Source organism: Acidovorax sp. NCPPB 3576, from assembly GCF_028473605.1.
Taxonomy (GTDB): domain Bacteria; phylum Pseudomonadota; class Gammaproteobacteria; order Burkholderiales; family Burkholderiaceae_C; genus Paracidovorax.
The window spans coordinates 2245474-2270382 of the sequence record NZ_CP097267.1 but is presented as its reverse complement, the minus strand read 5'-3'; the positions used below and the strand labels follow the sequence as shown (position 1 = coordinate 2270382).

Below are 24909 nucleotides of genomic sequence, written 5' to 3'. Positions count from 1 at the left end.
GATAGCTATTAATTTCATAGCAATATGCCCTAGTGCTTATTGCGCTGGCGGCCTTTTTCATTCAAAACCAAAAGGAGACACTTCCATGAAGATCGCATTCATCGGCCTGGGCAACATGGGCGGCCCCATGGCGCTGAACCTGCACAAGGCGGGGCATGAGGTCCGCGCGTTCGACCTCTCTCAGCCCGCGCGTGACAAGCTGGCCGAAGGCGGCGTGGCCGCCTTCGCCGATGCGGCGGCGGCCGTGCAGGGCGCCGAGGTGCTCATCAGCATGCTGCCCGCCAGCCAGCACGTGGAATCGCTGTACCTGGGCAACGGGCAGCAGCCCGGCCTGCTGCCGCTGCTGGCCGCCGGCACGCTGGTGATCGACTGCTCCACCATCGCCGCCGCCACCTCGCGCAAGGTGGCCGAGGCCGCCCAGGCGCGCGGGCTGGCGTTCATCGACGCGCCCGTCTCGGGCGGCACCGGTGGTGCCGTGGCCGGCACGCTGACCTTCATGGTGGGGGGCGATGCGGCCGACCTGGAGCGCGCCCGTCCCATCCTGGAAAAGATGGGTGCCAACCTGTTCCACGCTGGCGCCGTGGGCGCGGGGCAGACGGCCAAGATCTGCAACAACATGCTGCTCGGCATCCTGATGGCCGGCACCAGCGAGGCCATCGCCCTGGGCGTGGCCAACGGGCTGGACCCGAAGGTGCTGTCCGAGATCATGCGCCGCAGCTCGGGCGGCAACTGGGCCCTCGAAAAGTACAACCCCTACCCCGGCGTGATGGAAACCGCCCCCGCCAGCAAGGGCTATGCGGGCGGATTCGGCACCGACCTGATGCTCAAGGACCTGGGCCTGGCCCAGGAAAACGCCATGGCCGTGAAGGCCGCCACGCCGCTGGGCGGGCTGGCGCGCAGCCTGTACGCGGCGCACAGCCTGGCCGGCCAGGGGGCGCTGGATTTCTCCAGCATCATCCAGACGGTGCAAAAGAAGGGCTGATCCGCGACGGGGCGGCGCCCTGCGCTGAACTCGGCGATCAGCCGCGCGGCCGCAGCACCATGCGGTCGCGCCCGATCTCCACGTCGAAGTGCTGCAGGAAGTTCTGGCCCAGCAGCGCGTCCTCGTCGTCATCGCCCGTGTAGCCCGTGCCCACGCGCAGGCCGGACACGGCCAGCGAGCGCACGGTGACCGAATCGGCCACCACCACCCGGCCCTGGCGCGTGCCGTTGGCGGTGCGGAACTGCGTGACATCCCCGCCCGTGAGGCCCGCCTTGCGCGCGACCGCGTCGGTCACGCCCACCAGGCTGGCCCCGGTGTCCACCATGAACATGACGGGCTGGCCGTTCACCGTGCCGGCCACGCGAAAGTGCCCGTCGCGGTGGCGCGGGATCACCAGGGCACCCTCGGCCGTCACGCTGGCGCCGCGCGGCTTGAGGTAGTGGTCCATGGCCACGTACAGCACGCCCATCACCGCCAGCCAGAAGGCCAGGATGCCCCACATGCCCCGGCGCGCCAGCGCGCGCGTGCGGCGCTCGCCGGGCAGGTGGGCGTCTTCCACATCGCCGCCATGCGCCAAGCGCTGGCGGTCTTCGCCATCCGATGCCATTCGTTGTCCTCCGGTTGATGTGCTGCCGTGCCGTCCGCGCCCGTCCTGCACGGCGCTCTGCACAGGGGTCGTAGCGGCCAGTATGGCCCACCGCGCGGAGCGCATCGCCGCCGTTGTCCTACGCCTGCGGGCGGCGCATGCGTCCATCCTCGGGCCTTCGCCCGCGGCGGCACAGGGACCCACGGCGACCGCTGGTGGGGTCCCCGACCCCAGCCCGGCAAGCCATGCACGGCACGGCACGGCACGGCACGGCACGATCCATTGAATGCGTCGTCTTGCCGCCACCGGCGGCTTCTTCGCTTGTCCCTGCCGACCTTTTATCGCCGACGTTCTTTCGTCAATTCAGACGCACTCTTCCTCAGGAGATCTCCATGGCCCCTCTTTCCCGCACATCCCACACTTCTTCACCCCAGCGCCGCACCACCCTCGCGGCCAGCGGCGCAGCCATGGCCGCAGTGCTGTTCCTGGCAGGCTGCGCCGGCGGCGCCTCGGACAACGCCCGCTCCGCCGTCGCCAAGACCCCCGTGCCCGGCCTGGAGCGCGCCACCGCCACCGCGCGGCTGGTCACGCCGGAGGGGGCAGCGGCCGGCAATGCGGTCCTGACCGAAACCTCCGCCGGGGTGGAGGTGGCCATCCAGGTACAGGGCCTGTCGCCGGGCAAGCACGGCTTTCACATCCATACGAACGGTGCCTGCGCCCCCGGGCCGGATGCCACCACGGGCCAAACCATCGCCTTCGGCGGCGCCGGCGGCCACTTCGATCCGGGCATGGCCAAGAAGCACGGCCATCCTGGCCAGCCTTCGCAAGAGGCCCATGCGGGCGAACTGCCCAACATTCCGGTGGGCGACGACGGCCGGGGCAGCGTGCGCTTCGTGAACGCCAACATCTCTCTCACCCCGGGCAAGACCTCGGTGGTCGGCCGCACGCTGGTCGTCCATGAAAAAGAAGACGACTACACCACCAACCCCGCCGGCAATTCCGGTGGCCGGCTGCTGTGCGGCCTGATCGAGCCCGCGCCGGCCAGCACCATGGTGGGCGACAAGGCCGCCGTGCCTTCGCTGCTGGTCCGTTGATGCGCCGCGCACGGCGCGCGGTGCCCCAAGCCGCTTTGCTGTGCTGCGCGCTGGCATCCGCCGGGCTCGCGCGGGCGCAGGCCAATCCGCCGCAGGAGGCGCCAACCGCCACGCCATCCACGCAAGCAGCCGTGGCGGTTTCCACGCTGCCGGCCGTGCAAGTGCAGGGCCAGGCCGCAGCGCAGCGCCGCTTCGATGCCGCGGCCAGCCACACCAGCGTGGCGGTCGATGCGTTCTCCACCCCCAGCCCGCTCGTGAACCTGTCCGAGCTGCTCGCGGCCCAGGCGGGCGTGGTGGCGCTGGACCGGCAGAACTACGCGCAGGACCTGCAGATCGCGGTGCGCGGCTTCGGCGCACGCTCCACTTTCGGCGTGCGCGGGGTGCGCATCCTGGTGGACGGCATTCCGGCCACCATGCCGGACGGCCAGGGCCAGGCCGCCACCGCGCAGTTGCAGTCGGCCTCTCAGGTCGAGGTGCTGCGCGGGCCGCTGGCCCAGCTCTACGGCAACGCGGCAGGTGGCGTGCTGCAGGTCACCACGCGGGAGCCGCGCGAAGGCGGCGGCGCCGCGGCATCGGTGGCGGCGGGCTCGTTCGGACAGCGGCTGGTGGATGCGTCGCTCGACTTCGGCGACCGCACGCTCGGCGGGCTGGTCGATGTGTCGCACTTCGAGACCGAAGGCTGGCGCGACCACAGCGCCGCGCGGCGCACACACCTGAACGGCAAGCTGGTGGCGCAGCCCGATGCCGACACCCGCATCACCGCGCTGCTCAATCTGTACGACCAGCCCCTGGCGCAGGACCCGCTGGGTCTGACCCGGGCGCAGTTCGACGCCGACCCGCGCCAGGCGCCGTCCGTGGCGACGGACTTCGGCACGCGCAAATCCGTGGCGCAAAACCAGTTCGGTGTGGTGCTGGAGCGGCAACTGGGCGCGGCCGACAGCGTTCGGGTGCGGGCCTATGGCGGCACGCGCACGCTCACGCAGTTCCTGTCGTTCAGCGGCGCCGCGGCCAGCAGCGCGGGCGGCGTGGTGGACCTGGACCGCGATTACTACGGCATCGGCATGGCCTGGACGCATACCGTGCGCCGCGCCTCGGGCCTGCCGCTGACCTGGACGCTGGGGCTGGATGCCGACCGGCTGTCCGAGCACCGCCAGGGCCTGGTCAACAACAACGGCACGCCCGGCGCGCTGCGGCGCGACGAGCAGGACCGCGCGGGCAATACCGATCTGTTCGCCCAGGTGGACGCGTGGCTCACGCCCACCTGGCGCGCCGTGGCCGGGGTGCGCGCCAGCCGCGTGCGCGCGAGCGTGAACGACGGCTTCGTCACCGCCGCCAACCTCGACGACAGCGGCCAGCGCACCTGGCGCCAGACCAGTCCCGTGCTGGGCCTGGTGTGGAGCGCCACCGACCAGCTCAACCTGTACGCCAACATCGGCCGCGGCTTCGAGACGCCCACCCTGGCCGAGATGGCCTACAGCACCGGCAACACCGGCCCCAACTACGGCCTGAATGCCTCGCGCAGCCGGCAGATGGAGATCGGCGCCAAGTGGCAGGGCGCGGTGCACCGCATCGACGCGGCCTGGTTCGATGCGCAAAGCCGGGGCGAGATCGTGCCGGCGGCCACCGTGAACGGGCGCACCGTGTACCAGAACGCCGACCGGGTGCGCCGGCGCGGGCTGGAGCTGGCCTGGAGCGCCCAGGCCGGCGCCTTCAAGCCGCGCGTGGCCTACACCTACCTCGATGCGTTCTTCGACAGCGCCTACGCCGTGGCGGGCGGGGCCACCGTGCCCTCGGGCAACCGGCTGCCGGGCACGGCGCGCCAGACCGTGCAGTTGGCGCTGGACCACGCCCTGTCTCCCGCATGGCAATGGGGTGCGACGCTCGATGTTTCGGGCAAGGTGTACGCCAACGATGTGAACACCGAGGCCGCCGCCGGCTTTGCCGTGGCCGGGCTGCGGGCGGGCTACGCGTTTCGCACCGGGGACACCCGCTGGCAGGCCTGGGCGCGGCTGGACAACCTGTTCGACCGCCGCTACGCGGGCTCGCTCATCGTGAACGATGGCAACGGGCGCTTCTTCGAGCCCGCGGCGGGCCGGCGCGTCATGTTGGGGCTGCGCGCGCAGTTCCTTTAACCACGCTCCTCACGGTGCGGCTCAGCCGCCCTCGCACACCAGGCGCTGCTCGCCCAGGCCGCTGGCCCCCAGGCGCATCACGTCGCCCGGCCGCAGAAAGCGCGGCGCGGGCTTCTTGCCCAGCCCCACGCCGGCCGGCGTGCCGGTGAGCACGATGTCGCCCGGCTCCAGCGTCATGAACTGGCTGATGTACGACAGCACCCGGGGCACCCCGAAGATGAAGTTGCGCGTGTTCCCGTCCTGCATGCGCTCGCCGTTCACCTCCAGCCACAGGCCGATGGCGTGCGGGTCGGGCACCTCGTCGGCCGTCACCAGCCACGGGCCGATGGGCGCGAAGGTGTCGTAGGCCTTGCCCTTGTCCCACTGACCGCCGCGCTCCATCTGGTAGCTGCGCTCGGACACATCGTTGGCCAGCACGTAGCCCGCCACATGCTGCAGCGCCGCATCTTCGGCCACATGCTGCGCGCGCGTACCGATCACGATGCCCAGCTCCACCTCCCAGTCGGCCTTTTGCGCGCCGGGCGGAATGCGCACGGGGTCGGCCGGCCCGCTCAGCGCGGTGGTGGCCTTCATGAACAGCACGGGTTCGGCCGGTGCAGCCAGGCCCGCCTCGGCCGCATGGTCGGCGTAGTTGAGACCCACGCAGACGATCTTGCCCACGCCGCCCACGGGGCAGCCCAGGCGTTCCGTGCCGGGCACCACGGGCAGCCGCGAAGTGTCCAGCGCCGCGAGGGCGGCCAGCGTGCGGGGCGACAGCTGGGCAGGGCCGATGTCGGGCAGCAGCATGGACAGGTCCCTGACAATGCCTTGCGCATCGACGAGCCCGGCGCGCTCCGCGCCCGGCTGGCCATATCGGATCAGTTTCAAGGTGTCTCCTACCGGCGGAAGATTTCAGGATCGGATGCAGGCGGCGAGGCCCGTCCGACGCGTCACGACCAATAGTCGATCTCTTCCAGGCGGCGGGCGAACGCCTGCAGATCGGGAACCTGCGGGTACTCCACGTAGTACAGGTACTCGTAAGCCACCGCCTGTTGCGCGAGATCGGTCCAGCGGCCGCGCTGCGCCGTATCGTAAAGCGTCTGCAGCTTCTCGAGGTCGAAGGCCTCCTTGCCGCTCGCTGCGGCTTGCGCCTGGGCGGCCTGCAGCCGCGCCGCTCGCTGCTGCTGCGCGCGGTCCTTGAGCTGCCGATGAAAAGCCAGGGCGGCCTCGCCTTGGAGTTGGGTCATCTTCGGTCCTGTCACTTCAGCGTGCAGTGGGTTCCCAGCGCCTGGGACCACGACATGCCGGCATATTTCTGCAAGGCTTCGCAAGCGTTCGCGGCGATGTCGGGGGGCATGGCTTGCGTCAACTGCCTGATCGTCTCGTCGCCGATCACCTGTTCGCCGATGTCGCTGGCGGGCAAGTCGGCGAGCGCCATGATCTCGGTGTATTTTTCCGCGTCGTGAATGGTCAGGTCACCGTTCACGATGGTCGCGACAGGCGCCTTCTCGCCCGTCGCCAACGTGCCCATCAGGTGGTAGGTGCCGATCTGCGGCTTCGCCAGGAACTGGTCGATGATCTCGAGGCGATGGTCGCGAATGGCGGAGTAGCCTGCGACGACGGCGGCATAGGGCGGGCGCGGATCGTCCCCGTCGGGCTTGCGTTGCAGGACACCGAGCAGCGAACGCTCCAGCGGGGTGTCGATGTCGTACATCTCGACCTTGCGGCCGGTGTCTTCGGACAGTGCGATGTAGCTGGCGACTTCGTGCGCGCCGCCCAGCCGTTTATCGACCAGCAGGCTGGCCGGCTTTCCGCTCTCCGTTATGGTCAGGTCACCGTTCACGATGGTCGCGACAGGCGCCTTCTCGCCCGTCGCCAACGTGCCCATCAGGTGGTAGGTGCCGATCTGCGGCTTCGCCAGGAACTGGTCGATGATCTCGAGGCGATGGTCGCGAATGGCGGAGTAGCCTGCGACGACGGCGGCATAGGGCGGGCGCGGATCGTCCCCGTCGGGCTTGCGTTGCAGGACACCGAGCAGCGAACGCTCCAGCGGGGTGTCGATGTCGTACATCTCGACCTTGCGGCCGGTGTCTTCGGACAGTGCGATGTAGCTGGCGACTTCGTGCGCGCCGCCCAGCCGTTTATCGACCAGCAGGCTGGCCGGCTTTCCGCTCTCCGTTCTCAGTTGGGCGACCTTGCGTTCCAGCCGGTCGGCCAGCACGCAGGCCTCCGCGTGCACATTGGCGGACGTCAGCAAGGGCTGGCCGGGTGCTTTCCCGAGCCGCCGCTTGAACGCGTCCGGATTGATGCTGCCCCCACCGCTCTCCTTCATCGCCTCGGCCAGGAAAGGCATGGCCGACCGGGCCATCCGGGTCTTCCCGGCAGCCGTGTTGCCCCGCAAGGCGAACAGCGTCGGCTCGCGGCCGGATCGCTCGATGGATTCCGCAAAGACAGCGGCCTGGTGAAGAGCACCTTCGACCAGTTCTTTGTGCAGTTGCCGGCGTTCCGGGCGCCAGTTCGCAGGATCGGCCAGGAATGTCCATCGCCCGGGCCCGACGGGCGGGAGGGTGCCGACCGCGAACATCTCGACGGAACCGTTGGCGTACGTGCCGGGGAAGGCGCAATGCGTCGTCAGTCTGGCGGACAGGCTCCGCATCGCCGCACTGCCCGATCGAACCGGCGACATGGTTGCGCGGCCTGTGCTGTGCGGGGCGGCCTTCAACGCAGGGGCGCTGCCTGGCCATTTCGGCGCAGCGCTTGCCGGCAGCGAAGCGCCCGGTTGCGGCTTGGACATGTGCTGCCGTGACAGGCCCGCCCGAGCGGCAATGCGATAAATCATATGGCCGGCAAAGTTACCGGCACGCACTCGACGATGACCTCCGATGCACGAACATCGAGCGTGTTTTGCGAACCGCTGCTGGCTTCCCCGGGCGGGAGGAATGGACGAAGGGTGCCATGCGGGGAGACCGGACGCCTGCCCACCCAGCCAGAGCCCGATCGCCGCCAGCCGTAATATCGGCCGGAATCACCGGCCGGCCCGCCGCTCCTCTTTCTGCCCCGAATCCGCCATGCCCCGTTCATCCACGCCGCCCCCTGCCCTCGCCGCCGCGCTGCCGCCTGCGGAGGCGGCCCGCCCCCGCCCGGCCCATCTGGCCGACCTGTTCTGGTCGTTCACGCTGCTGGCGCTGCAGGGTTTCGGCGGCGTACTGGCCGTGGTGCAGCGCGAGCTGGTGGACCGCAAGGGGTGGCTCACCAACGAGGAGTTCCTGGAAGATTGGGCCGTGGCGCAGATCCTGCCGGGGCCGAACGTGGTCAACCTCGCCGTGGTGGTCGGCGACCGCTATTTCGGACTGCGTGGCGCGCTGGTGGCGCTGGCGGGCATGCTGCTGTTTCCCCTGCTGCTGGTGTTGGCGCTGGCCGTGGTCTATGCCCGGTTTTCGGGACATGCCGCCGTGAGCGGCGCCTTGCGCGGTATGGGCGCGGTGGCGGCGGGCCTCGTGGCGGGCGTGGCGCTGCGGATGTCCGGGGCGCTGCGCACGCACCCGCTGGGCCCGGTGGCCGGCTGGGCCTTCGTGGCTGCGACCTTCGGCACCATGGCGCTGCTGCGCTGGCCGCTGGCCTGGGTGCTGCCCCTGGTGGGCGGTGCGGCGTGCGTGATCACCTGGCGAAAGATCGCTCCATGACGCCGGCCACCCCCCTTGCCCTGCAGCCGGTGGATTGGCTGAACCTGTTCCTTTACTACCTGTCGATCTCGCTGCTGGCCGTGGGCGGCGCCATTGCCGCCGCGCCCGACATGCACCGTTTCCTGGTGGAGCGCCAGGGCTGGATCACCGACCTGCAATTCAACGCCTCGATCGCCATCGCCCAGGCCGCGCCGGGGCCGAACGTGCTCTTCGTCGGCCTGCTGGGCTGGAACGTGGGCCTGAACGCCGGCGGGCCGGGCGCGGCCGGCTGGGTGGCGGCCACACTGGGCATGGCGCTCAGCCTGATCGGCATCATGCTGCCCAGCACCGTGCTGACCTGGCTGGCCACACGCTGGGGCCACCGCAACCGGCACCGGCGCAGCGTGCGTGCGTTCAAGCAGGGCCTGGCGCCGGTGGTGATCGGCTTGCTGCTGGCCACGGCCTGGCTGCTGGGCAGCGCGCACCACGGCGCGGGCACCGATCATCGCCTGTGGGTGCTGAGCGGCGCGTGCGCGCTGGTGGTGTGGCACACCCGCATCTACCTGCTGTGGCTGCTGGCGGCCGGTGCATTGCTGGGGGCGCTGGGCGTGGTGTGAGCGCGGCGCCGTTCCTTCGGCGCAGGGCTCAGTCGATCCGGGCTTGCAGGTTGAGCGGCTGTCTTACCGCGCCGAGCGGCATCGGTCATGACAATGGCCCTGGCGCATCCGCCGCGGGCGGTGGCCGGCCCCGGCCGGCAGCAGCGCCGTCCGTTCTTCGCGGCCCCGCTTTCGTCGGGCCTGTCCCTTTCCGCAATCCAAGGAGTCCCCATGCAATTTCGCCCCCTCGGCCGTTCGGGCCTGCAGGTTTCGCCGCTGTGCTTCGGCGGCAACGTGTTCGGCTGGACGGTGGACGAGCCCACCACGTTTTCGCTGCTCGATGCCTGGGTGGACGCGGGCTTCAATTTCATCGACACGGCGGATGTGTACTCGCGCTGGGCGCCGGGGCACATGGGCGGCGAGTCCGAGGCCATGATCGGCCAGTGGCTCAAGCGCAGCGGCAAGCGCGACCGCATCGTGCTGGCCACCAAGGTCGGCAAGGACATGGGCCATGGCAAGGTGGGCCTGGGCGGCGACTACATCCGCCGCGCGGTGGACGACTCGCTGCGCCGCCTGCACACCGATGTGATCGACCTGTACCAGTCGCACGACGACGATGCCGGCACCCCGCTGGAGGAGACCCTGGGCATCTATGCCGACCTGATCCGCGAGGGCAAGGTGCGCGCAATCGGCGCCTCCAACCACTCCGCGCAGCGCCTGGCAGAGGCCCTGTCCACCAGCGAGCGCCTGGGCCTGCCCCGCTACGAAAGCCTGCAGCCGCTGTACAACCTGTACGACCGCGACGTGTTCGAGAAAGAGCTGCGCCCGCTGTGCCTGGAAAAGGGAGTGGGCGTGATCAACTTCTATGCGCTGGCCGCAGGCTTCCTGACCGGCAAGTACCGCAGCGCAACGGACGTGGACAAGAGCCCGCGCGGCGCCAAGGTGGTGCAGACCTATCTGAACGACCGGGGCCTGCGCATCCTGGCTGAACTCGACCAGGTGGCCAGGCGCTACGAAGTCACCCCCGGCCAGGTGGCGATCGCATGGCAGATGGCGCAGCCCGGCATCACCGCGCCCATCGCCAGTGCATCGTCGCTGGAGCAACTGCAGGAACTGGTGCAGGCCGCCAGCTTGAAGCTGGATGCCGATGCGCTCGAATCGCTGAGCCAGGCCAGCGCCGAGACGGTCTGATGCCCCGCGCCGCTGCGGGGCGCCGGGTGCGCGCCTGCAGCGGCCAGCCATCATGGCCGCATGGCTGCTGGCCGTGCCTTCACCGTCAGGCAGGTTCGCTGATGGCCTCGGTGGCGGTGGCATGACCGAAGGCCCGCCCGCTTTCCACGGCCCTCGCCGCCAACCCCTGACGATGCGCCACCAGCGCCTGCACCGTGGTGCACAGCAGGCCATGCAGTTCGGCGAACCGCGCCACATCGGCGCCACGGGCCATGCTGCCGTCGGGATTCATCAATTCGCACAGCACGCCGGCGGGCGCCCGGCCGGCCAGGCGGGCCAGGTCCACGGCCGACTCGGTGTGGCCCGTGCGCTCCAGCACGCCGCCCGGGCGCGCCACCAGCGGAAACACGTGGCCAGGGCTGACGATCTGCAGCGCCTCGCCCGCCGCCGGCACCTGCAACGCGCAGCGGATGGTCTGCACCCGGTCGGCCGCTGACACGCCCGTGCTCACGCCGTGCGCCGCCTCGATGGACTGGGTGAAGGCGGTGGCGAACGATGAACGGTTGACCTCCACCATCGGCCGCAGGCCCAGGGCGCCCGCATGCCCGGGCGTGAGGCACAGGCAGACGATGCCGCTGCCCTCGCGGATCATCAGGGCCATGGTGGCCTCGGTCAGGTTGTCGGCCGCGCAGATCAGGTCGGCCTCGTTCTCGCGGTCGGCGTCGTCCATGACCAGCACGGGACGGCCGGACGCGATGGCGGCGATGACGTCTGCCATGGGCGCCGTCCGCACGCCGTGATCGACGGGAACGGGCGAGGGAGCGGAAGGGGAAGGGGAAGAAAAAACGGAAACAGCGGTGTTCATGAAACGCTCCTGAAAGGTGAGGAAACGCCTCAAGGCATGCAAGAAGCACCCGCACGCGGCCGAAGCAACGGACGCGCGCAGGCACCAGGGCGCGCATGGCTGCGCGACCCATCTTCTTTCATCCGGACTGTGACCGTCGGCCCCAGACTGGACGGGCTCGGAATCGGTTCCTTTCGCCGCATCGCACTGGGTCTGCTGACCTGCGCCGGGCCCGAAGGACCAGCGGAGCGCTCGCGGGCTCGCAGCGCGGGGAGACCTCCCGCACCGCCTACCGCCGGTGGGGAATTCCACCCCGCCCTGAAGACCGGGCGATTATCGCGGCGCAGCCGCCGGTGGCGTGTCGCCAGCGGGCCGATCCCGGCCCAGCAGCAGGGGCAAGAGTTCGGCCGACGGGCCTCGCAGCACCGCATGGGCCGTTGCGTCGAGTTCGCTCGGTGCAGGGTTGACGATGACCACGCGCGCCCCGATGCGACGGGCCATGTGGGCCAGGCCGGCAGCGGGATAGACCGCGCCTGCGGTGCCCACCACCAGCATCAGGTCGCAGGCGCTGACCGCCTCTTCCGCCTGGCCGAGGATGTCGAGCGGCAATGACTCGCCGAACCACACCACGGCCGGGCGCACGAGGTTGCCGCAGGTGGCGCAGCGCGGCGGTGCGCCGGCCTCTGCCCGGGCCAGGTCGCAGCAGCCGCGCGGCTCGTCCAGCCAGCGGTTGGCGTGCAGCTCGCCGTGCAGGCACAGCACGCCTTCGCTGCCCGCCAGCTGGTGCAGGCCGTCCACGTTCTGCGTGATGAGCGTGAGGCGGCCGGGATGGCGCCGGGCGAAGTCCGCCAGCGCCCGGTGTCCGGCATTGGGCTGCACGCCCTGCAGCAGCGCGCGGCGGTGTTCGTACCACGCCCAGACACCGGCGGGATCGGCCCGAAAGCCGGGCTCGCTGGCCATGTCCTCGGGGCGGACCTTCGCCCACAGGCCGGTCTGCGCATCGCGGAAAGTGGGCACGCCGGACTCGGCACTCACTCCCGCGCCGGTCAGCACGGCGATGCGCTGCGCGACGGCCACCCAGGCGATGGCGGCGTGCAGATCGCCGGTGCCGTGCCGATCACCTTGAGGGGCAGGTTGCGGCGCGCGCGGCATGCGGGGAGCCGGGCTTTATGGTTTAAACGGTGCGCTGGCGCAGCGCTTCGTACAGGCACACGCCGCTGGCCACCGACACGTTCAGGCTTTCCACCGCGCCCTTCATGGGGATGGAAACCAGCTCGTCACAGGTCTTGCGGGTGAGCTGGCGCATGCCGTCGCCTTCCGCGCCCAGCACCAGGGCCACGGGGCCCTTCAAATCCACCTGGTAGATGGTCTTGGGCGCATCGTCGCTGGTGCCGATGCACCAGATGTTGCGTTCCTTGAGTTCGTTCAGGGTGCGCGCAAGGTTGGTCACCATGAAGTAAGGCACCGTCTCGGCGGCGCCGCTGGCCACCTTGGCCACGGTGGCGTTCAGGCCCACCGCGTGGTCCTTGGGCGCGATCACGGCCTGGGCGCCGGCACCGTCGGCCACGCGCAGGCAGGCGCCCAGGTTGTGCGGATCGGTCACGCCGTCCAGCACCAGCAGCAGGGGCTGGGCGACACCGGAGGCTTCCAGGTCTTCGAGCAGTTCGTCGAGCGAGGTGGCCAGGGCCACCGGCTCCACCCGCGCCGCCACGCCCTGATGGCCCTGGCTGCCTGCCAGCTTGGCGATGCGCGCGCTGTCGGCTTCGATGAGGCGCGCGCCGGCGGCGTTGGCGCGGTCGAGGAACTGGCGCATGCGGGCATCGCGCCGCGTGGCCTCGTAGTAGATCTCGATGATGGATTGCGGCGCGGTCTTCAGGCGCACGCCCACGGCGTGGAAGCCGAAGAGGACTTTGGGGCTGGACATGCGGCGATTATCCGCGCCACGGGCCGGTCGCCCGATTGCTATTCATTTGATAGCACACAAGGCATGCAATACCCCGGCACGAGGCATAAAAGACCCAAAAACCCCCGAAAACCTCAGGCCTCGGACACGCGCCCTGCGTCGATGGTGATGCGCCGCTCGCACTGCGCGGCGATGCCCCGGTCGTGCGTGACAAGCACGAGCGTGGTGCCCTGCTCGCGGTTCAGCTCGAACATCAGCCGCATGATGGTCTCGCCCGTGGCGAAGTCCAGGCTGCCGGTGGGCTCGTCGGCCAGCAGCACGGCGGGCTCGACCACGAAGGCGCGCGCCAGCGCCACGCGCTGCTGCTCGCCGCCCGACAGCACCTTGGGGTAGTGCGACAGGCGCTGCCCCAGCCCCACGCGCCCCAGCATGTCGGCCGCCAGCTTGCGCGCGTCGCGGCGGTCGGCCAGCTCCAGCGGGAGCATGACGTTTTCCAGCGCGGTCAGGTTGCCCATGAGCTGAAAGCTCTGGAACACGAAGCCCACCTTCTGCGCGCGCAGCGCGGCCCGGGCGTCTTCGTCGATGGCGAACAGGTCCTGCCCATCCAGGCGCACGGTGCCGCGGGTGGGCGTGTCGAGCCCCGCGATGATCGACAGCAGCGTGCTCTTGCCCGAGCCCGAGGCGCCCACGATGGCCGCGGTTTCCCTCGCGGCCAGCCGGAAATCGATATCCCGCAGAATGTCGAGGGTGCCGGTCGAGTCCGTCACCGACTTGTGCACGTGCTCCACGGCGATGATGGGGTGAGAGGGCAAGGAAGGAGTTTCCGACATGAAAGGTGCTTTGCTGTGAATCGAAATCTGTTGTACCGGCGTGACTTTATCGCGGCCCTGGCGGCCGGCGCGGCCGCGGGGCTTTGCACCCCCGCAGCGTTGGCCGCTGCGGGGGCCAAGCCGGTCATCCTGGTGGTGGGCGATTCGCTGAGCGCCGAGTACGGGCTGGCCCGCGGCACAGGGTGGGTGGCGCTGCTGGAAAAACAACTGGCCGAGGAAAAGATCGATGCCACGGTCGTGAACGCCAGTGTGAGCGGCGACACCACCTCGGGGGGCCGCTCCCGCCTGCCCGCCCTGCTGAAGCAGCACCGGCCCAGCCATGTCGTGATCGAGCTGGGGGGCAACGACGCGTTGCGTGGGCTGCCGCTGCAGAACACGGCCGACAACCTGAAGGCCATGGCCCAGGCGGCCAGGCAGTCGGGTGCCAAGGTGCTCATCGTGGGGATGCAGGTGCCGCCCAACTACGGCACCGATTACGCGAAACGTTTTGCCGGCACGTTCGCCAGCGTGGCCAAGGACACGCAGTCGGCGCTGGTGCCGTTCCTGCTCAAGGGCGTGGCCGATGTGGCCGACCCGACCGCCTTGTTCCAGTCCGACCGAATCCATCCCAAGGCCGAAGCCCACCCGGCCATGCTGGCCAACGTGTGGCCCGAGCTGCGCAAGCTGCTGCGCTGACAGGCAGCGCAGCGACGGACTTGCGTTTCCGTCAGGCCTGCATGGTCGCCTGGCTCCACTGAATGTGTGCAGTGCGACCGAGGCAGGCCGTGGATGGGTCAGGCCGCAGGGGCGTTGCCGTCGGCCGGCGGCGCGCTCGGCTGGCCGTCGTCCTGTCCGGGGCCTTCCCGCGGGTCGTCCTTGCGATGGGACTTGGCTTGCGCCTTTTCTTCTTTTTTCTTCTTCTTGGCGAGCTCGCGCTGGCGCTTTTCGTATCCGTAGTTGGGTGTTGCCAAGGTAGTACCTTCCTGAATTGAAGCGGTCAATGTAACAGCATGCCCTCAAGGCCCACGGTCTCCCGGTAGGCCGTCAGGGTGACGGAAAGGCATGCGCCAGGGCCTGCGCCAGATCGCGGCGCAGATCGGCCTCGGCTTCCAACCCGATCGAGAAACGGACCACCGTGCCGGGCACGAGCTGCGGCGTCGGGCGGCTGCGCATGGTCGCCAGTTCATAAGGCACCACGAGGCTCATCGGCCCACCCCAGCTGTAGCCGAGCTTGAAATATTGCAGCCGGTCGCAGAACGCGTCCACCTGCGCTTGCGAATAGCGTTGGTCGATCACCACGCTGAAAAGGCCCGCCGCTGCGCCCTCCCCGCCATCCGCCGCGCACAGCGCGCGCCACTGCGCATGTCCGGGCGATGCGGCCAGCGCCGGGTGCAGCACCTGCGCGACCGCAGGCTGATCCTCCATCCACCGGGCCAGCGAGCGCGCCGCCACGTCATGGGCGCGGTAGCGCAGGCCGATGCTCGGCAGCGAACGCAGCACGGATTCGACATCGTTCGCGCCCACGCCCAGGCCCAGGCGCATGTGGCACAGCTTCATGCGCAGGTGCAGTGCCTGGTCGCGCGTCACGATGCTGCCCATGAGTACGTCGCCGCCGCCGCTGGGGTATTTGGTCAGGGCATGCACCGACACATCCACGCCCGTTTGCCCATCGCCCAGCAGATCGAAGGGCGCGAACGCGAGGCCCGCGCCCCAGGTGTTGTCCAGGGCGCAGATCACGCCCCGCTCGCGGCAGATGCGCACCTGCGCAACCAGGTCGGGGAATTCCATCGTGACCGAGCCAGGCGCCTCCAGCCACACGAGGCGCGTGGCGGGCGTGATCCGGGCGGCCAGGTCGGCAGGGTCCATCGGGTCGTAGAGGACATGGCGGATGCCGTAGTGAGCGAGTTCCACCTCGGCCAGCGCCTTGTTCGGCCCGTAGGCGTTGTCGGGAATGAGTACCTCGTCGCCGGTGCGCAGCAGGGCCAGCGACACATTGGCGATGGCTGCCAGGCCACTGGGCACGAGCAGGCACTGCTGTCCGCCCTCCAGCTCGCACAGGCGCTCTTCGAGCTGATAGGTGGTGGGCGTGCCGTGCAGGCCGTAGGTGTAGCTGGTCTTGTCCTTCCACTCCCGGGCGCGCATGGCGGCCACGTTGGGGAAGATCACCGTGGAGGCTTTGTACACCGCAGGCTGCGGCGCGGCGAAGCCCGCAGGCGGCGTGTAGTCGTGGTGGACGATTCGGGTGACGAGGTCGGCAGAAGAAGTCATGGGCGCCATGGTAGCGCCCGGCTTGCCCTGCTTCGAGAGCGTGCCGGACGGCGCCGTGGCGGCCCGGGATCAGCCGGCGCTGGAGACGGTGAGCTGGTTCACCACCGAGTTCACGCCCTGCACACCCTGGGCGATGGTGGTGGCACGCTCGCTGGCCTGCTTGGATTTGACGGGGCCGTTCAGCGTGACGATGCCGTTGCGGGTGTCCACATCGATCTTGACCGCGCTCAGTTCCGCGTCCTGGGCCAGACCGGCGGAAACCTTGGCAGTGATGCCGGCATCGTCCATCACCGCAGCAGCGCGCTCGGCGGCCTGGCGCGTGGCGTCGCCGGCTTCGTTGGCGGCCGTCTCCATCTTGCGCTGGGCATCGGAGGCTACCTGGCCGCTCTTGGCGACGGCGGAATCGATCTGCTGGCCCACCGTGCGGTCATCGGCCTTGTCGCAGGCAGCCAGCCCGAACGCCAGCAAGGCGGCCGACAAAATGGTCACGAGGCGGGTGGACGGGATGGAAGGAGAATGGGTTTTGCTCATGGCGTTGGCCTCCGTGCAAGGAAAGGTGGGGGATTGGATGGCACTTTAAGTTTGGGCTGCGCGCCCCCCAGTGGGAGCGCCGCCGAAGCTGGCGTAGGACAAGACGGGCGCGAGAACGCCGCCAGCTCCCCCATGCCGCGCGACAATCGACGGATGCGCGTGCAGTCTCTCTACCGATGGTTTCCTTTCCTGGCCTGGCCGAGGCCAGACCGCCACCTGATGCGGGGAGAGTTCTGGGCCGGCATGACGGTCGGCCTGATGCTGGTGCCGCAAGGGGTGGCCTATGCGGCGCTGGCGGGCATGCCGGTGATCACGGGCATCTATGCCTCGCTGGTGCCGGCGCTGATCGCGGTGCTGTGGAGTTCGTCCACCCGCCTGGGCGTGGGGCCCACCGCACTCACCAGCCTGCTGATCGGGGCCTCGCTCACGGGCCTGGCAGAGCCCGGCAGCGCGCACTGGGTGGCACTGGCCGCGTGGATGGCGCTGCTGTCGGGCCTGCTGCAGATGATGCTGGGCGTGGTGCGGTTCGGCTGGCTGCTCAACCTGGTCACATCGCCCGTGCTCAATGGTTTCACCCAGGCGGCGGCCCTGCTCATCCTCGCCTCGCAACTGCCGGATCTGGTGGGTCTGCGCACCACCTGGAACGCGCTGGCCGTGTCGCCGTCGCTGCACCATTTCGACCTCACGGCGGCGGCTTTCGGCCTGGGCAGCCTGGCGCTGCTGGTGGCAGCGCGGCGCTGGCGCGCGACGTTTCCTGCGGCCATCGTGATCGTCGGGCTGGCGGCGCTGGCCAGTTGGGCGATCGGCTATGCCGACCGCGACGGTGCCGTGGTGGGCCATCTGCCTGCCGGGTTGCCCGCACCGTATTGGCCGGGCTGGCTGTCGTGGAACGAGTTCGGCGCGCTGGTGCTGCCGGTGCTGGTCGTCACGCTGGTGAGCTTTCTGGAAACCGCATCCAGCGCGAAGGTCGAGCACCAGCAAGGCGGCACGCGCTGGAACGAGAACCAGGACCTGATCGCACACGGCCTGGCCAAGATGAGTTCCGGGCTGTGCGGCAGCTTTGCCACCAGCGCGTCGTTCTCGCGCTCGGCCATCAACCTCTATGCCGGCGCCAAGAGCGGCTGGGCCACCCTGTTCGCCCTGGCGCTGGTGCTGGCAGTGCTGCTGTGGCTCACCCCGGCGCTTTACCACGTGCCGCATTCGGTGCTGGCGGCGGTGGTGGTCACGGCGGTGACCAGCCTGATCAAGCCCGGCACGCTGCTGCGGCTGTGGCGCCTGTCGCGGGTCGAGGCGGTCATCGGGGGCGTGACGTTCGCGCTGACGCTGGCGACCGCGCCGCGCATGTATTGGGGCGTGCTGGTGGGACTGGTGCTGAACCTCGGCCACTTCCTCTATCAGCGCCTGCACCCGCGCATCATCGAGGTGGCCCCGCACCCGGACGGCAGCCTGCGCGACCGCCACCTGTGGCTTTTGCCGCCCATCGCGCCGGGGCTGTTCGCCTTGCGGATGGATGCCGAGCTGGACTTCGCCTCTGCCGCGGCCCTGGAGCGCCGCATCGCCGAACACTGGGCGGCCCACCCCCAGATCCGCCACCTGTGCCTGTTCGCCCAGCCCATCAACCGCATCGACGTGACCGGCGTGGAAACCTTCGGCCGTCTGCGCACGCTGGCGGCCTCGCGCGGCGGGCAACTGCATGTGAGCGGCATCAAGCTGCCGGTGGAGCAGGTGCTGCGCCGCGCGGGGCTTCTGGAAGCGGGGCCGGGTCTCGCGCTCTACCGCACCGACACCCAGGCGCTGGCCGTGTTGCAACAATTAACGGAATGAGCCAGGATCGCAAGGCCAAAGCCCGACCCCGCTGCTACACTCGGTACATACTGTTTGTTGCATTTTGTGACTGAATCTGCGACCCCTCAATTCGTGAACCTGCGCGACCTGCGCCTGACGACTGCGCATGCGTTGGTTGCGCAGGCCGCGGGCTCCGAAGCGGCTTTGCCCTCCGACACGCCACTGCATTATTTGCAGGGCTTGATCGACGGCCTGTGCGAGCTGTCGCTCAAGGACCCCCTCACCGGGCTGGCCAACCGGCGCCACTTCCGCACGGTGCTGGAGCGCGAGATCGACCGTGTCACCCGCGCTGGCGAGGCGGCGCTGCTGCTCATGCTCGACATTGACAATTTCAAGCGGGTGAACGATACCTACGGCCATCTGGCCGGGGACATCGTGCTGCAGTCGGTGGCGCGCACCCTGAACGGCTGCGTGCGCCCCATGGACACCCTGGCGCGGTACGGCGGCGAAGAGTTCGCCGTGGTGCTGCCGGCCTGCCAGGCAGGCTTCGGCCGCGTGGTGGCCGAACGCATCCGCCGCGCGATCGAGCGCACGCCGGTGCGCATCTCGCCCTCGGTCGAGCTCAGCGTCACCGTCAGCATCGGCGGCGCTTTTGCCCTGCAGTGGATTCGCAGCACGACGCTGCTGTGGAGCGAGCGCGCCGACAGCCAGCTCTACAAAGCCAAGATGGCCGGCCGCAACCGTGTCAGCATCGAAGAACAACCGGACAGCACCGTGAGTGCCGAAGAGAAGAGCCTGCTCTTCGGCCCGCTATACACTCCGTCGGGATGGGGCGATCTGCCACCGCCCATGGATTCCACAGGCAGCGCCTATTGAAAGCCCAGAGATGACCGACGCGCTGTCCCCCCAACCCACCACCCCCGCAGGCCCGAACATGCCCGCGCGCCCCGGCGGCCCGACGCCGCCCGGCGCCCGCATCATCGCCATCACGAGCGGCAAGGGCGGCGTGGGCAAGACTTTCGTTTCCGCCAACCTGGCGGCCGCCCTCACCCGCCGCGGCCACCGCGTGCTCGTGCTTGACGCCGACCTGGGCCTGGCCAACCTGGACGTGGTGCTCAACCTGCACCCCAAGGTCACGCTGCATGACGTGTTCACCGGCAAGGCCGATCTGGACGACGCCGTGATCGACGCCCCCGGTGGCTTTTCGGTCGTGCTTGCCGGCTCGGGCATGGTCGAATATTCGCGCCTCACGCCCGAGGTTCGCAGCGAATTCCTGAACGTGATCCAGACGCTCGCGCCGCGCTTCGACGTGATCCTGCTGGACACCGGCGCCGGCATTTCCGATGTGGTGCTGTTCTCGGTGTCGCTCGCGTCCGAGGTGCTGATCGTCGCCACGCCCGAGCCCACCTCCCTCACCGACGCATACGCCGCCATCAAGGTGCTGGCCACGCAGCAAAAACGCCAGCATGTGCGCCTGGTGGTCAACCAGGCCGCGCGGCCCGGCGATGGCCGTGCCATCACGAGCCAGTTGCAGCAGGTGCTGGACCGTTTCGTGAGCACCGAATCGGGCCGCTCCATGCGCTTGCTGCACATGGGCGACATTCCCGCCGACACGTCGGTGCGCGATGCCGTCATGCGCCGCCAGTTGCTGCTGCTGCAGATGCCCGGCTGCCCTGCGGCGCTGGCCATTGCCCAGCTGGCCAACAAGATCGACACCGCGCTGCTCACGCCCGCCAGTTAGCCGAACGCCGGGGCCACACCGTTGGCCGTCCGGCCCGCCCTGCCATGCCCGACTCCACCGTGAACGACGTTCTCAATATCTCCTGCTATCTGTTCGTGCCGCTGCCGGACGCGCCAGAACTGCGCGAACTGCTGCACGCGCGCGCCGAAGCGGCGCACCTCAAAGGCACGATCTTGCTGGCCGAGGAAGGCATCAACCTGTTCCTGGCCGGCCCGGCGCCTGCCGTGCGCGGATTCATCGATGCGTTGAAGACGGACGAACGCTTCGAGCCCCTTGCCCCCAAGGAAAGCTGGTCGGCCACGCAGCCGTTTCGCAAGATGCTGGTGAAGGTCAAGCGCGAGATCATCCGCATGGACCACCCCACCATCCGACCGTCAAGCGGCCGTGCACCGGCGGTGGATGCACCCACGCTGCGCCGCTGGCTGGCACAAGGGCACGACGACACGGGCCGCCCGGTGGTCACGCTGGACACGCGCAACGCCTTCGAGGTGGACCAGGGAACGTTCGACAACGCCATCGACTGGCGCATCGACAAGTTCACCGAGTTTCCACCCGCGCTGCGCGAACACAAGGCCGAGTTCGCGGGCAAGACGGTGGTGAGCTTCTGCACCGGCGGTATCCGGTGCGAGAAGGCGGCCATCCTGATGCGCGAGGAAGGCATCGAGAACGTCTATCAGCTCGAAGGCGGCATCCTCAAATACTTCGAGGAAACCGACGGTGCGCACTACCGCGGCGGCTGCTTCGTGTTCGACGAACGCCGGGTGCTGGCGAACGATTTATCGGCCCAGCCGGAGCGCACCATCGAACCAAGCGCTATCGCTATCGAAAAGTGAGCATCCGCCGCATGATTTTCTAGGGCGCAAGGCCGTTTTGACCCAAAAATTCAGGTTCAGGGCTTGAATCGCCGCTCCGGCAGTGGAATCCACTCGGTCTCGCCAGGCACCTGGCCCATGTGCTGGGCCTCCCAATCGTCAGCCGCCTGCACGATGCGCTCCTTGCGGCTGGAGACGAAGTTCCACCAGATGTGGCGCGGCGCATCGAGCGCGTCGCCGCCGATCACCATCAGCCGCACCGCGCGGTCAGGCGCGCGCAGCGCGGCGCCCGCGCCCGGCTCCAGCACGGCCAGCGTGTGGGCCGCGAACGGCTCGCCATCGAGCAGCAAGTCGCCGTCCACGGCATAGATCGCGGTCTCCTGCGCCAGCGGCGGCAGGGTCAGCGCGCCGCCTGCGGACAGTTGCACGTCGAGGTACAGCGTGGGCGACAGCGTCGCCACCGGGGAGGTGTGGCCGAACGCCTGGCCGATCAGCACGCGCACGGTGGCGCCCTCGTGCGATAGCTCGGGAATGTCGGCGGCCGGCGTGTGCACGAAGCTGGGCGCGTCGTCCTCGTTGGCCACCGGCAACGCCGCCCACAGCTGGATGCCATGGTTCACGTAGCTGCGGTCGCGCAGCGCCTCGGGCCGCCGCTCGGAATGCACGATGCCTCGCCCGGCCGTCATCCAATTGATGGCGCCGGGTGCGATCTGCTGCAGCGAGCCCAGGCTGTCCCGGTGCAGGATGGCGCCGTCGAACAGGTAGGTGACGGTGGCCAGGCCGATGTGCGGGTGGGGCCGCACGTCGTATTCGGACGCCGGCTCCACGGTCACCGGCCCGAAATGGTCGAAGAAGACGAAGGGCCCGACCGAGCGCCGCTGCAGCGACGGCAGCAGCCGGCGCACGGTGAATCCACCGCCCAGGTCCTTGTCGTGCCCTTTGAGGATCACCGGCCCGCTCATGGCATGCGCTCCACGGCGGTCGTGATCTCGGTGGTGACACTGGTCATCAGCTTGTGCACCGGGCACTTGGCGGCAACGGCTTGCAGCTCTGCGATCTGGGCGTCGGTGAGGTCGCCGCTCACCTGCAGGCGGGCGGCCAGGCGGTAGGTGCCGCTGCGTTCGGCCGAGGCGTCGCGGTCGATCACCGTGCGCACGTCGGCCACCGCCATGCCCTTGCGGCGTGCGTACCACAGCACGGTAAGCGCCTTGCAGGCGCCGAGCGCGGCGTCGTACAAATCGTGCGGATTGGGGCCGGTGTCTTCGCCGTCCTCGGCCACCGCTGCGTCCACGACCATGCGGTGCTCGCGCACCGTCAGGGTCTGCGCCAGCGGTGCGCCGGCAATGCGCCGCAGTTCCAGGGTCATGGGGAAGGCTCCGGTGAAAAGGTCAGGGAATGGCCGGCCAATCTATCAGCCGTGCAGGCGGCGTGCAATCTCCGCCACGCGCGCGCCGTACGAACGGCCGGTGTCCAGGTCGCCCTGCAGCATTTCCTGCACGCTGGCGTCGGAGGGCGACTGGGCCAGCACGCCGACCGAGCCGCCCAGGTTGTTCAGGTCGTTGCGGGTGGCGGCCTTGGCGTTGCTGGGCATCAGGCCCAGGCTCACCCAGATGCCGCCGTGCTGCGACGCCAGGGTGTGCAGATAGGCCAGCGTGCCCTGCTTGTCGCCGTTCAGGCTGGCGCTGTTGGTGAAGCCGCCGAACACCTTGTCCTGCCAGCTGCGACCGAACCAGGCCTTGGACGAGGCATCGGCGAACTTCTTGAACTGCCAGCTCGGGCCGCCCATGTAAGTTGGCGTGCCGAACAGAATGCCATCGGCCGCTTGCAGCGTTTCCCAGCCGCCTTCGGGCAGATTGCCGTCGGCATCGATGGCGACGAGTTGTGCGTTCGCGCCTTCGGCGACGGCCTGGGCCAGGCGCTGCGTATGGCCGTAGCCGGAATGAAAGACCACTGCGATTTTTGCCATGGGAAGTTCCTCGGGTTGTGGGAGATGGGTTGAAGAAAAAGAAAGAAGCGGGAGAGCGAGCAGGACAGCGGAACGACAAAAAAACGATTGCCAGTATTCAGAATTCCTCAGGCTGCCAGATCGAACACCAGCACTTCCGCCTGCGCGCCCAGCGCGAACGAAAGCGAGGGCTCCTGCTCTGCAAAGACGGCGTCGCCGGCCGCCAAGGCATACCCGTTGACCTCGATGGCACCGCGCATCAGTTGGACGTAACCCTTGCGGCCGGGCGACAGCTCCAGCGTATCGGCCTCCCAGCCATCGAACAGGCCGGCATACATCCGGGCATCCGCATGGACGGTAAGCGACCCGCAAGCGCCGTCGGGCGATGCCAGCAGCCGCAAGGCGCCGCGCTTGTCCGCGTCGGCAAAGCTCTTTTGTTCGTATTCGGGGACGATGCCGCGGGCATCGGGCTCCAGCCAGATCTGCAGGAAATGGGTGGATTGCCCCGGGGCATGGTTGAACTCGCTGTGCGCCACGCCGGTGCCGGCGCTCATGCGCTGCACGTCGCCCTGGGGAATGCCCCGCACGTTGCCCAGGCTGTCCTTGTGCGCCAGTTCGCCGCACAGCACGTAGCTCAGGATTTCCATGTCGCGGTGGCTGTGGGTGCCGAAGCCGGTGCCCGGCGCGATGCGGTCTTCGTTGACGACGCGCAGGCTGCCATAGCCCATGTAGCGGGGATCGTAGTAGCCGGCGAACGAAAAGCTGTGGTACGACTGCAGCCAGCCGTGGTCGGCGTGGCCCCGGTCTTGGGATTTTCGGACGGTCAGCATGGGCGGCAGGTGTTCCTTGGGTGCAGCGACTTTAGAAGCACGGTGCGGCTTGCAAGCCCAAGCGGATTGAAGGCATCATTCAAAATCTTTGAAGTCCCAGAGCACCCACCATGCAAAACGCCCGCGATGCCCTGACCCCCGACAGTTTGTCCATGCTGCAGGTCATTGCCGACACCGGCAGCTTCGCCGCGGCAGCGCGGCGGCTCGGGCTGGTGCCCAGCGCCCTCACCTACCGCGTGCGCCAGATCGAGGATGCGCTCGACGTGCTGCTGTTCGATCGCAGCGCGCGCCAGGCGCGCCCGACGGAGGCCGGCACCGAACTGCTGCGCGAAGGCGCGCGGCTGCTGGAAGAAGTGGATGCGGTGGCCAACCGGGTCCGCCGCGTCGCGACGGGATGGGAGCCGCAGTTGACCATCAGCGTGGACGGCATCATCTCGCCCACGACCCTGCTGGAGCTGACCGAGGCGTTCTACGCGATGCAGCCGCCCACGCGGCTCAAGCTGCGCACCGGCATCCTGTCGGGCACGCTGGAGATGCTGACCTCCGGCCGGGCCGACCTGGCCATCGGTGTGGCCGTCAACGGCTCCACGGTGTCGGGCCTGCAGCAAGAGGCGATGGGAGAGCTGGAGTTTCTCTATGCCGTGGCCCCCCATCACCCGCTGGCCGATGCGCCAGAGCCCGTCACCGACACCGTGCTGCGCACGCACCGTGCGGTGGCCGTGGCCGATTCGGCGCAGCGCGGCAGCGTCACCATGGGCCTGCTCGGGGGGCAGGACGTCTTCACCGTGGACAGCATGCAGGCCAAGCTGCAGGCCCAGCTGAGGGGCCTGGGCGGAGGATTCCTTCCCGAACCGATGGCCCGGCCCTACCTGCAGGCCGGGCGGCTGGTCACACGCCGGGTGGCCCGTGCCAGGCGCAGCGTGCCGGTGCACTACGCCTGGGGCGGGCCGGGCCACAGCGCGCCGGGGCGGGCGTTGCAATGGTGGCTGTCGCAATTGCAAAGCCCCGCCACGCGCAAGGCACTGCTCGAAAACCATCATCATTTCTAGCGCACGAAGCCACGCGGCCAGGGGCCGCGCGTGTAGAGTGGGCCTTGTTTGACTGCTCCTGAACTTCGCTTCCGAAAGGCCCGGCCCCATGCCCCCAGCACCCGCCCAACGATCCAAGCAACGGCTGCGACGCAGCCCCTCCACGGAGACCCCGGCCCCATCCCCCAAGCCCTCGGCACCGGCCCGTCGCT

At 69.2% G+C, this 24909-nt stretch carries 27 protein-coding genes and 1 riboswitch; of the genes, 12 read left to right on the top strand and 15 right to left on the bottom strand.

The features are described from left to right. Positions 1-85 precede the first annotated feature (85 nt). Positions 86-982, top strand: coding sequence for a 3-hydroxyisobutyrate dehydrogenase (gene mmsB, locus M5C98_RS10465; protein WP_272552616.1), 897 nt, complete (start codon positions 86-88; stop codon positions 980-982). A 37-nt stretch (positions 983-1019) separates the two neighbouring features. Here mmsB and M5C98_RS10460 read toward each other — a convergent pair whose 3' ends face one another. After that, positions 1020-1589: a retropepsin-like aspartic protease family protein gene (locus tag M5C98_RS10460; RefSeq protein WP_272552614.1), complete on the bottom strand. Its 570-nt coding sequence runs from the start codon at positions 1587-1589 to the stop codon at positions 1020-1022. A gap of 371 nt (positions 1590-1960) precedes the next feature. On the opposite strand from M5C98_RS10460, the gene M5C98_RS10455 reads away from it, so the two are divergent. Together M5C98_RS10455 and M5C98_RS10450 are read left to right on the top strand one after the other, a co-directional pair. Then, positions 1961-2662 (top strand): superoxide dismutase family protein, encoded by a 702-nt coding sequence (locus M5C98_RS10455; RefSeq protein WP_272552613.1) that lies wholly within the window; start codon positions 1961-1963, stop codon positions 2660-2662. Continuing rightward, a complete protein-coding gene (locus M5C98_RS10450) occupies positions 2662-4794 on the top strand; it encodes a TonB-dependent receptor family protein (protein WP_272552612.1) in 2133 nt (710 codons plus the stop codon). Before M5C98_RS10455 ends, M5C98_RS10450 begins: the two co-directional genes overlap by 1 nt. 21 nt (positions 4795-4815) lie before the next feature. Here the strand turns inward: M5C98_RS10450 and M5C98_RS10445 are convergent, their stop codons facing one another. From M5C98_RS10445 to xopAJ, 3 genes are all read right to left on the bottom strand, one after another. Then, positions 4816-5661 (bottom strand): fumarylacetoacetate hydrolase family protein, encoded by an 846-nt coding sequence (locus M5C98_RS10445; protein WP_272552611.1) that lies wholly within the window; start codon positions 5659-5661, stop codon positions 4816-4818. 62 nt (positions 5662-5723) lie between these two features. Then, positions 5724-6020, bottom strand: a complete 297-nt coding sequence (locus M5C98_RS10440) for a hypothetical protein (protein ID WP_272552610.1) — start codon at positions 6018-6020, stop codon at positions 5724-5726. 11 nt (positions 6021-6031) lie between these two features. Beyond that, the gene (gene xopAJ, locus M5C98_RS10435; protein WP_272552608.1) at positions 6032-7567 is read right to left on the bottom strand and encodes a XopAJ/AvrRxo1 family type III secretion system effector zeta toxin; all 1536 of its coding nucleotides are present in this window, start codon (positions 7565-7567) and stop codon (positions 6032-6034) included. A 274-nt stretch (positions 7568-7841) separates the two neighbouring features. On the opposite strand from xopAJ, the gene M5C98_RS10430 reads away from it, so the two are divergent. The 3 genes from M5C98_RS10430 to M5C98_RS10420 all read left to right on the top strand — a co-directional run bounded on the left by M5C98_RS10430 (position 7842) and on the right by M5C98_RS10420 (position 10222). Next, positions 7842-8456, top strand: coding sequence for a chromate transporter (locus M5C98_RS10430; protein WP_272552607.1), 615 nt, complete (start codon positions 7842-7844; stop codon positions 8454-8456). Further along, positions 8453-9052, top strand: a complete 600-nt coding sequence (locus M5C98_RS10425; protein ID WP_272552606.1) for a chromate transporter — start codon at positions 8453-8455, stop codon at positions 9050-9052. Before M5C98_RS10430 ends, M5C98_RS10425 begins: the two co-directional genes overlap by 4 nt. A 210-nt stretch (positions 9053-9262) precedes the next feature. After that, complete coding sequence (locus tag M5C98_RS10420) at positions 9263-10222, top strand: aldo/keto reductase (protein ID WP_272552605.1); 960 nt, start codon at positions 9263-9265, stop codon at positions 10220-10222. An 85-nt stretch (positions 10223-10307) separates the two neighbouring features. Here M5C98_RS10420 and ribB read toward each other — a convergent pair whose 3' ends face one another. From ribB to M5C98_RS10400, 4 genes are all read right to left on the bottom strand, one after another. Beyond that, complete coding sequence (gene ribB, locus M5C98_RS10415) at positions 10308-11066, bottom strand: 3,4-dihydroxy-2-butanone-4-phosphate synthase (RefSeq protein WP_442867258.1); 759 nt, start codon at positions 11064-11066, stop codon at positions 10308-10310. Positions 11067-11172: 106 nt separating this feature from the next. Further along, a riboswitch (FMN riboswitch) is annotated at positions 11173-11375 on the bottom strand. 3 nt (positions 11376-11378) lie between these two features. Then, entirely contained in the window at positions 11379-12197 is an 819-nt protein-coding gene (locus M5C98_RS10410; protein ID WP_272552604.1) for an SIR2 family NAD-dependent protein deacylase, read from the bottom strand. A gap of 22 nt (positions 12198-12219) precedes the next feature. Further along, positions 12220-12969 (bottom strand): 23S rRNA (guanosine(2251)-2'-O)-methyltransferase RlmB, encoded by a 750-nt coding sequence (gene rlmB, locus M5C98_RS10405; protein WP_272552603.1) that lies wholly within the window; start codon positions 12967-12969, stop codon positions 12220-12222. A gap of 113 nt (positions 12970-13082) precedes the next feature. Then, the gene (locus M5C98_RS10400) at positions 13083-13778 is read right to left on the bottom strand and encodes an ABC transporter ATP-binding protein (RefSeq protein WP_272552601.1); all 696 of its coding nucleotides are present in this window, start codon (positions 13776-13778) and stop codon (positions 13083-13085) included. 15 nt (positions 13779-13793) lie between these two features. Here M5C98_RS10400 and M5C98_RS10395 point away from each other — a divergent pair, with 15 nt between their 5' ends. Then, positions 13794-14453: an arylesterase gene (locus tag M5C98_RS10395; protein WP_272552600.1), complete on the top strand. Its 660-nt coding sequence runs from the start codon at positions 13794-13796 to the stop codon at positions 14451-14453. Positions 14454-14551: 98 nt separating this feature from the next. On the opposite strand, the gene M5C98_RS10390 is transcribed toward M5C98_RS10395, so the two are convergent. From M5C98_RS10390 to M5C98_RS10380, 3 genes are all read right to left on the bottom strand, one after another. Further along, the gene (locus M5C98_RS10390; RefSeq protein ID WP_272552597.1) at positions 14552-14728 is read right to left on the bottom strand and encodes a hypothetical protein; all 177 of its coding nucleotides are present in this window, start codon (positions 14726-14728) and stop codon (positions 14552-14554) included. A gap of 73 nt (positions 14729-14801) precedes the next feature. Next, positions 14802-16025, bottom strand: a complete 1224-nt coding sequence (locus M5C98_RS10385; protein ID WP_442867257.1) for a PLP-dependent transferase — start codon at positions 16023-16025, stop codon at positions 14802-14804. A gap of 69 nt (positions 16026-16094) precedes the next feature. Next, positions 16095-16556 (bottom strand): BON domain-containing protein, encoded by a 462-nt coding sequence (locus M5C98_RS10380; protein WP_272552593.1) that lies wholly within the window; start codon positions 16554-16556, stop codon positions 16095-16097. A 132-nt stretch (positions 16557-16688) separates the two neighbouring features. On the opposite strand from M5C98_RS10380, the gene M5C98_RS10375 reads away from it, so the two are divergent. Genes M5C98_RS10375 through M5C98_RS10360 form a run of 4 tightly spaced genes read left to right on the top strand, consistent with a single transcriptional unit; the run spans position 16689 to position 20915 of the window. After that, the gene (locus tag M5C98_RS10375; protein WP_442867256.1) at positions 16689-18380 is read left to right on the top strand and encodes a SulP family inorganic anion transporter; all 1692 of its coding nucleotides are present in this window, start codon (positions 16689-16691) and stop codon (positions 18378-18380) included. A 54-nt stretch (positions 18381-18434) separates the two neighbouring features. After that, a complete protein-coding gene (locus tag M5C98_RS10370) occupies positions 18435-19217 on the top strand; it encodes a GGDEF domain-containing protein (protein WP_442867255.1) in 783 nt (260 codons plus the stop codon). A gap of 10 nt (positions 19218-19227) precedes the next feature. Then, entirely contained in the window at positions 19228-20082 is an 855-nt protein-coding gene (locus M5C98_RS10365) for a MinD/ParA family protein (RefSeq protein WP_272552589.1), read from the top strand. Positions 20083-20126: 44 nt separating this feature from the next. Next, complete coding sequence (locus M5C98_RS10360; RefSeq protein ID WP_272552588.1) at positions 20127-20915, top strand: sulfurtransferase; 789 nt, start codon at positions 20127-20129, stop codon at positions 20913-20915. A gap of 56 nt (positions 20916-20971) precedes the next feature. On the opposite strand, the gene M5C98_RS10355 is transcribed toward M5C98_RS10360, so the two are convergent. The 4 genes from M5C98_RS10355 to M5C98_RS10340 all read right to left on the bottom strand — a co-directional run bounded on the left by M5C98_RS10355 (position 20972) and on the right by M5C98_RS10340 (position 23669). Beyond that, on the bottom strand, positions 20972-21856 hold the full coding sequence (locus M5C98_RS10355) for a pirin family protein (RefSeq protein ID WP_272552587.1): 885 nt from the start codon (positions 21854-21856) through the stop codon (positions 20972-20974). Continuing rightward, complete coding sequence (locus M5C98_RS10350) at positions 21853-22260, bottom strand: OsmC family protein (protein WP_272552586.1); 408 nt, start codon at positions 22258-22260, stop codon at positions 21853-21855. The genes M5C98_RS10355 and M5C98_RS10350 overlap by 4 nt, the downstream gene beginning before the upstream one ends. Positions 22261-22305: 45 nt before the next feature. Beyond that, positions 22306-22860, bottom strand: coding sequence for a flavodoxin family protein (locus M5C98_RS10345; RefSeq protein ID WP_272552585.1), 555 nt, complete (start codon positions 22858-22860; stop codon positions 22306-22308). 107 nt (positions 22861-22967) lie between these two features. Further along, positions 22968-23669 carry a pirin family protein gene (locus tag M5C98_RS10340; RefSeq protein WP_272552584.1) on the bottom strand — a complete coding sequence of 234 codons (702 nt, stop codon included), beginning with the start codon at positions 23667-23669 and terminating at the stop codon, positions 22968-22970. 110 nt (positions 23670-23779) lie between these two features. Between M5C98_RS10340 and M5C98_RS10335 the strand changes: the two genes are divergently transcribed. After that, positions 23780-24718 carry a LysR family transcriptional regulator gene (locus tag M5C98_RS10335; protein ID WP_272552583.1) on the top strand — a complete coding sequence of 313 codons (939 nt, stop codon included), beginning with the start codon at positions 23780-23782 and terminating at the stop codon, positions 24716-24718. Positions 24719-24909 lie beyond the last annotated feature (191 nt).

Coding starts and splice junctions, on each gene's coding strand:
- M5C98_RS10340 (WP_272552584.1), bottom strand. CDS start 23,669: ATGCTGACCGTCCGAAAATCCCAAGACCGGGGCCACGCCGACCACGGC.
- M5C98_RS10360 (WP_272552588.1), top strand. CDS start 20,127: ATGCCCGACTCCACCGTGAACGACGTTCTCAATATCTCCTGCTATCTG.
- mmsB (WP_272552616.1), top strand. CDS start 86: ATGAAGATCGCATTCATCGGCCTGGGCAACATGGGCGGCCCCATGGCG.
- M5C98_RS10455 (WP_272552613.1), top strand. CDS start 1,961: ATGGCCCCTCTTTCCCGCACATCCCACACTTCTTCACCCCAGCGCCGC.
- M5C98_RS10425 (WP_272552606.1), top strand. CDS start 8,453: ATGACGCCGGCCACCCCCCTTGCCCTGCAGCCGGTGGATTGGCTGAAC.
- M5C98_RS10375 (WP_442867256.1), top strand. CDS start 16,689: ATGCCGCGCGACAATCGACGGATGCGCGTGCAGTCTCTCTACCGATGG.
- M5C98_RS10365 (WP_272552589.1), top strand. CDS start 19,228: ATGACCGACGCGCTGTCCCCCCAACCCACCACCCCCGCAGGCCCGAAC.
- M5C98_RS10430 (WP_272552607.1), top strand. CDS start 7,842: ATGCCCCGTTCATCCACGCCGCCCCCTGCCCTCGCCGCCGCGCTGCCG.
- M5C98_RS10460 (WP_272552614.1), bottom strand. CDS start 1,589: ATGGCATCGGATGGCGAAGACCGCCAGCGCTTGGCGCATGGCGGCGAT.
- M5C98_RS10410 (WP_272552604.1), bottom strand. CDS start 12,197: ATGCCGCGCGCGCCGCAACCTGCCCCTCAAGGTGATCGGCACGGCACC.
- rlmB (WP_272552603.1), bottom strand. CDS start 12,969: ATGTCCAGCCCCAAAGTCCTCTTCGGCTTCCACGCCGTGGGCGTGCGC.
- M5C98_RS10350 (WP_272552586.1), bottom strand. CDS start 22,260: ATGACCCTGGAACTGCGGCGCATTGCCGGCGCACCGCTGGCGCAGACC.
- M5C98_RS10335 (WP_272552583.1), top strand. CDS start 23,780: ATGCAAAACGCCCGCGATGCCCTGACCCCCGACAGTTTGTCCATGCTG.
- M5C98_RS10420 (WP_272552605.1), top strand. CDS start 9,263: ATGCAATTTCGCCCCCTCGGCCGTTCGGGCCTGCAGGTTTCGCCGCTG.
- M5C98_RS10345 (WP_272552585.1), bottom strand. CDS start 22,860: ATGGCAAAAATCGCAGTGGTCTTTCATTCCGGCTACGGCCATACGCAG.
- xopAJ (WP_272552608.1), bottom strand. CDS start 7,567: ATGTCCAAGCCGCAACCGGGCGCTTCGCTGCCGGCAAGCGCTGCGCCG.
- M5C98_RS10355 (WP_272552587.1), bottom strand. CDS start 21,856: ATGAGCGGGCCGGTGATCCTCAAAGGGCACGACAAGGACCTGGGCGGT.
- M5C98_RS10385 (WP_442867257.1), bottom strand. CDS start 16,025: ATGACTTCTTCTGCCGACCTCGTCACCCGAATCGTCCACCACGACTAC.
- M5C98_RS10380 (WP_272552593.1), bottom strand. CDS start 16,556: ATGAGCAAAACCCATTCTCCTTCCATCCCGTCCACCCGCCTCGTGACC.
- ribB (WP_442867258.1), bottom strand. CDS start 11,066: ATGAACACCGCTGTTTCCGTTTTTTCTTCCCCTTCCCCTTCCGCTCCC.
- M5C98_RS10400 (WP_272552601.1), bottom strand. CDS start 13,778: ATGTCGGAAACTCCTTCCTTGCCCTCTCACCCCATCATCGCCGTGGAG.
- M5C98_RS10450 (WP_272552612.1), top strand. CDS start 2,662: ATGCGCCGCGCACGGCGCGCGGTGCCCCAAGCCGCTTTGCTGTGCTGC.
- M5C98_RS10440 (WP_272552610.1), bottom strand. CDS start 6,020: ATGACCCAACTCCAAGGCGAGGCCGCCCTGGCTTTTCATCGGCAGCTC.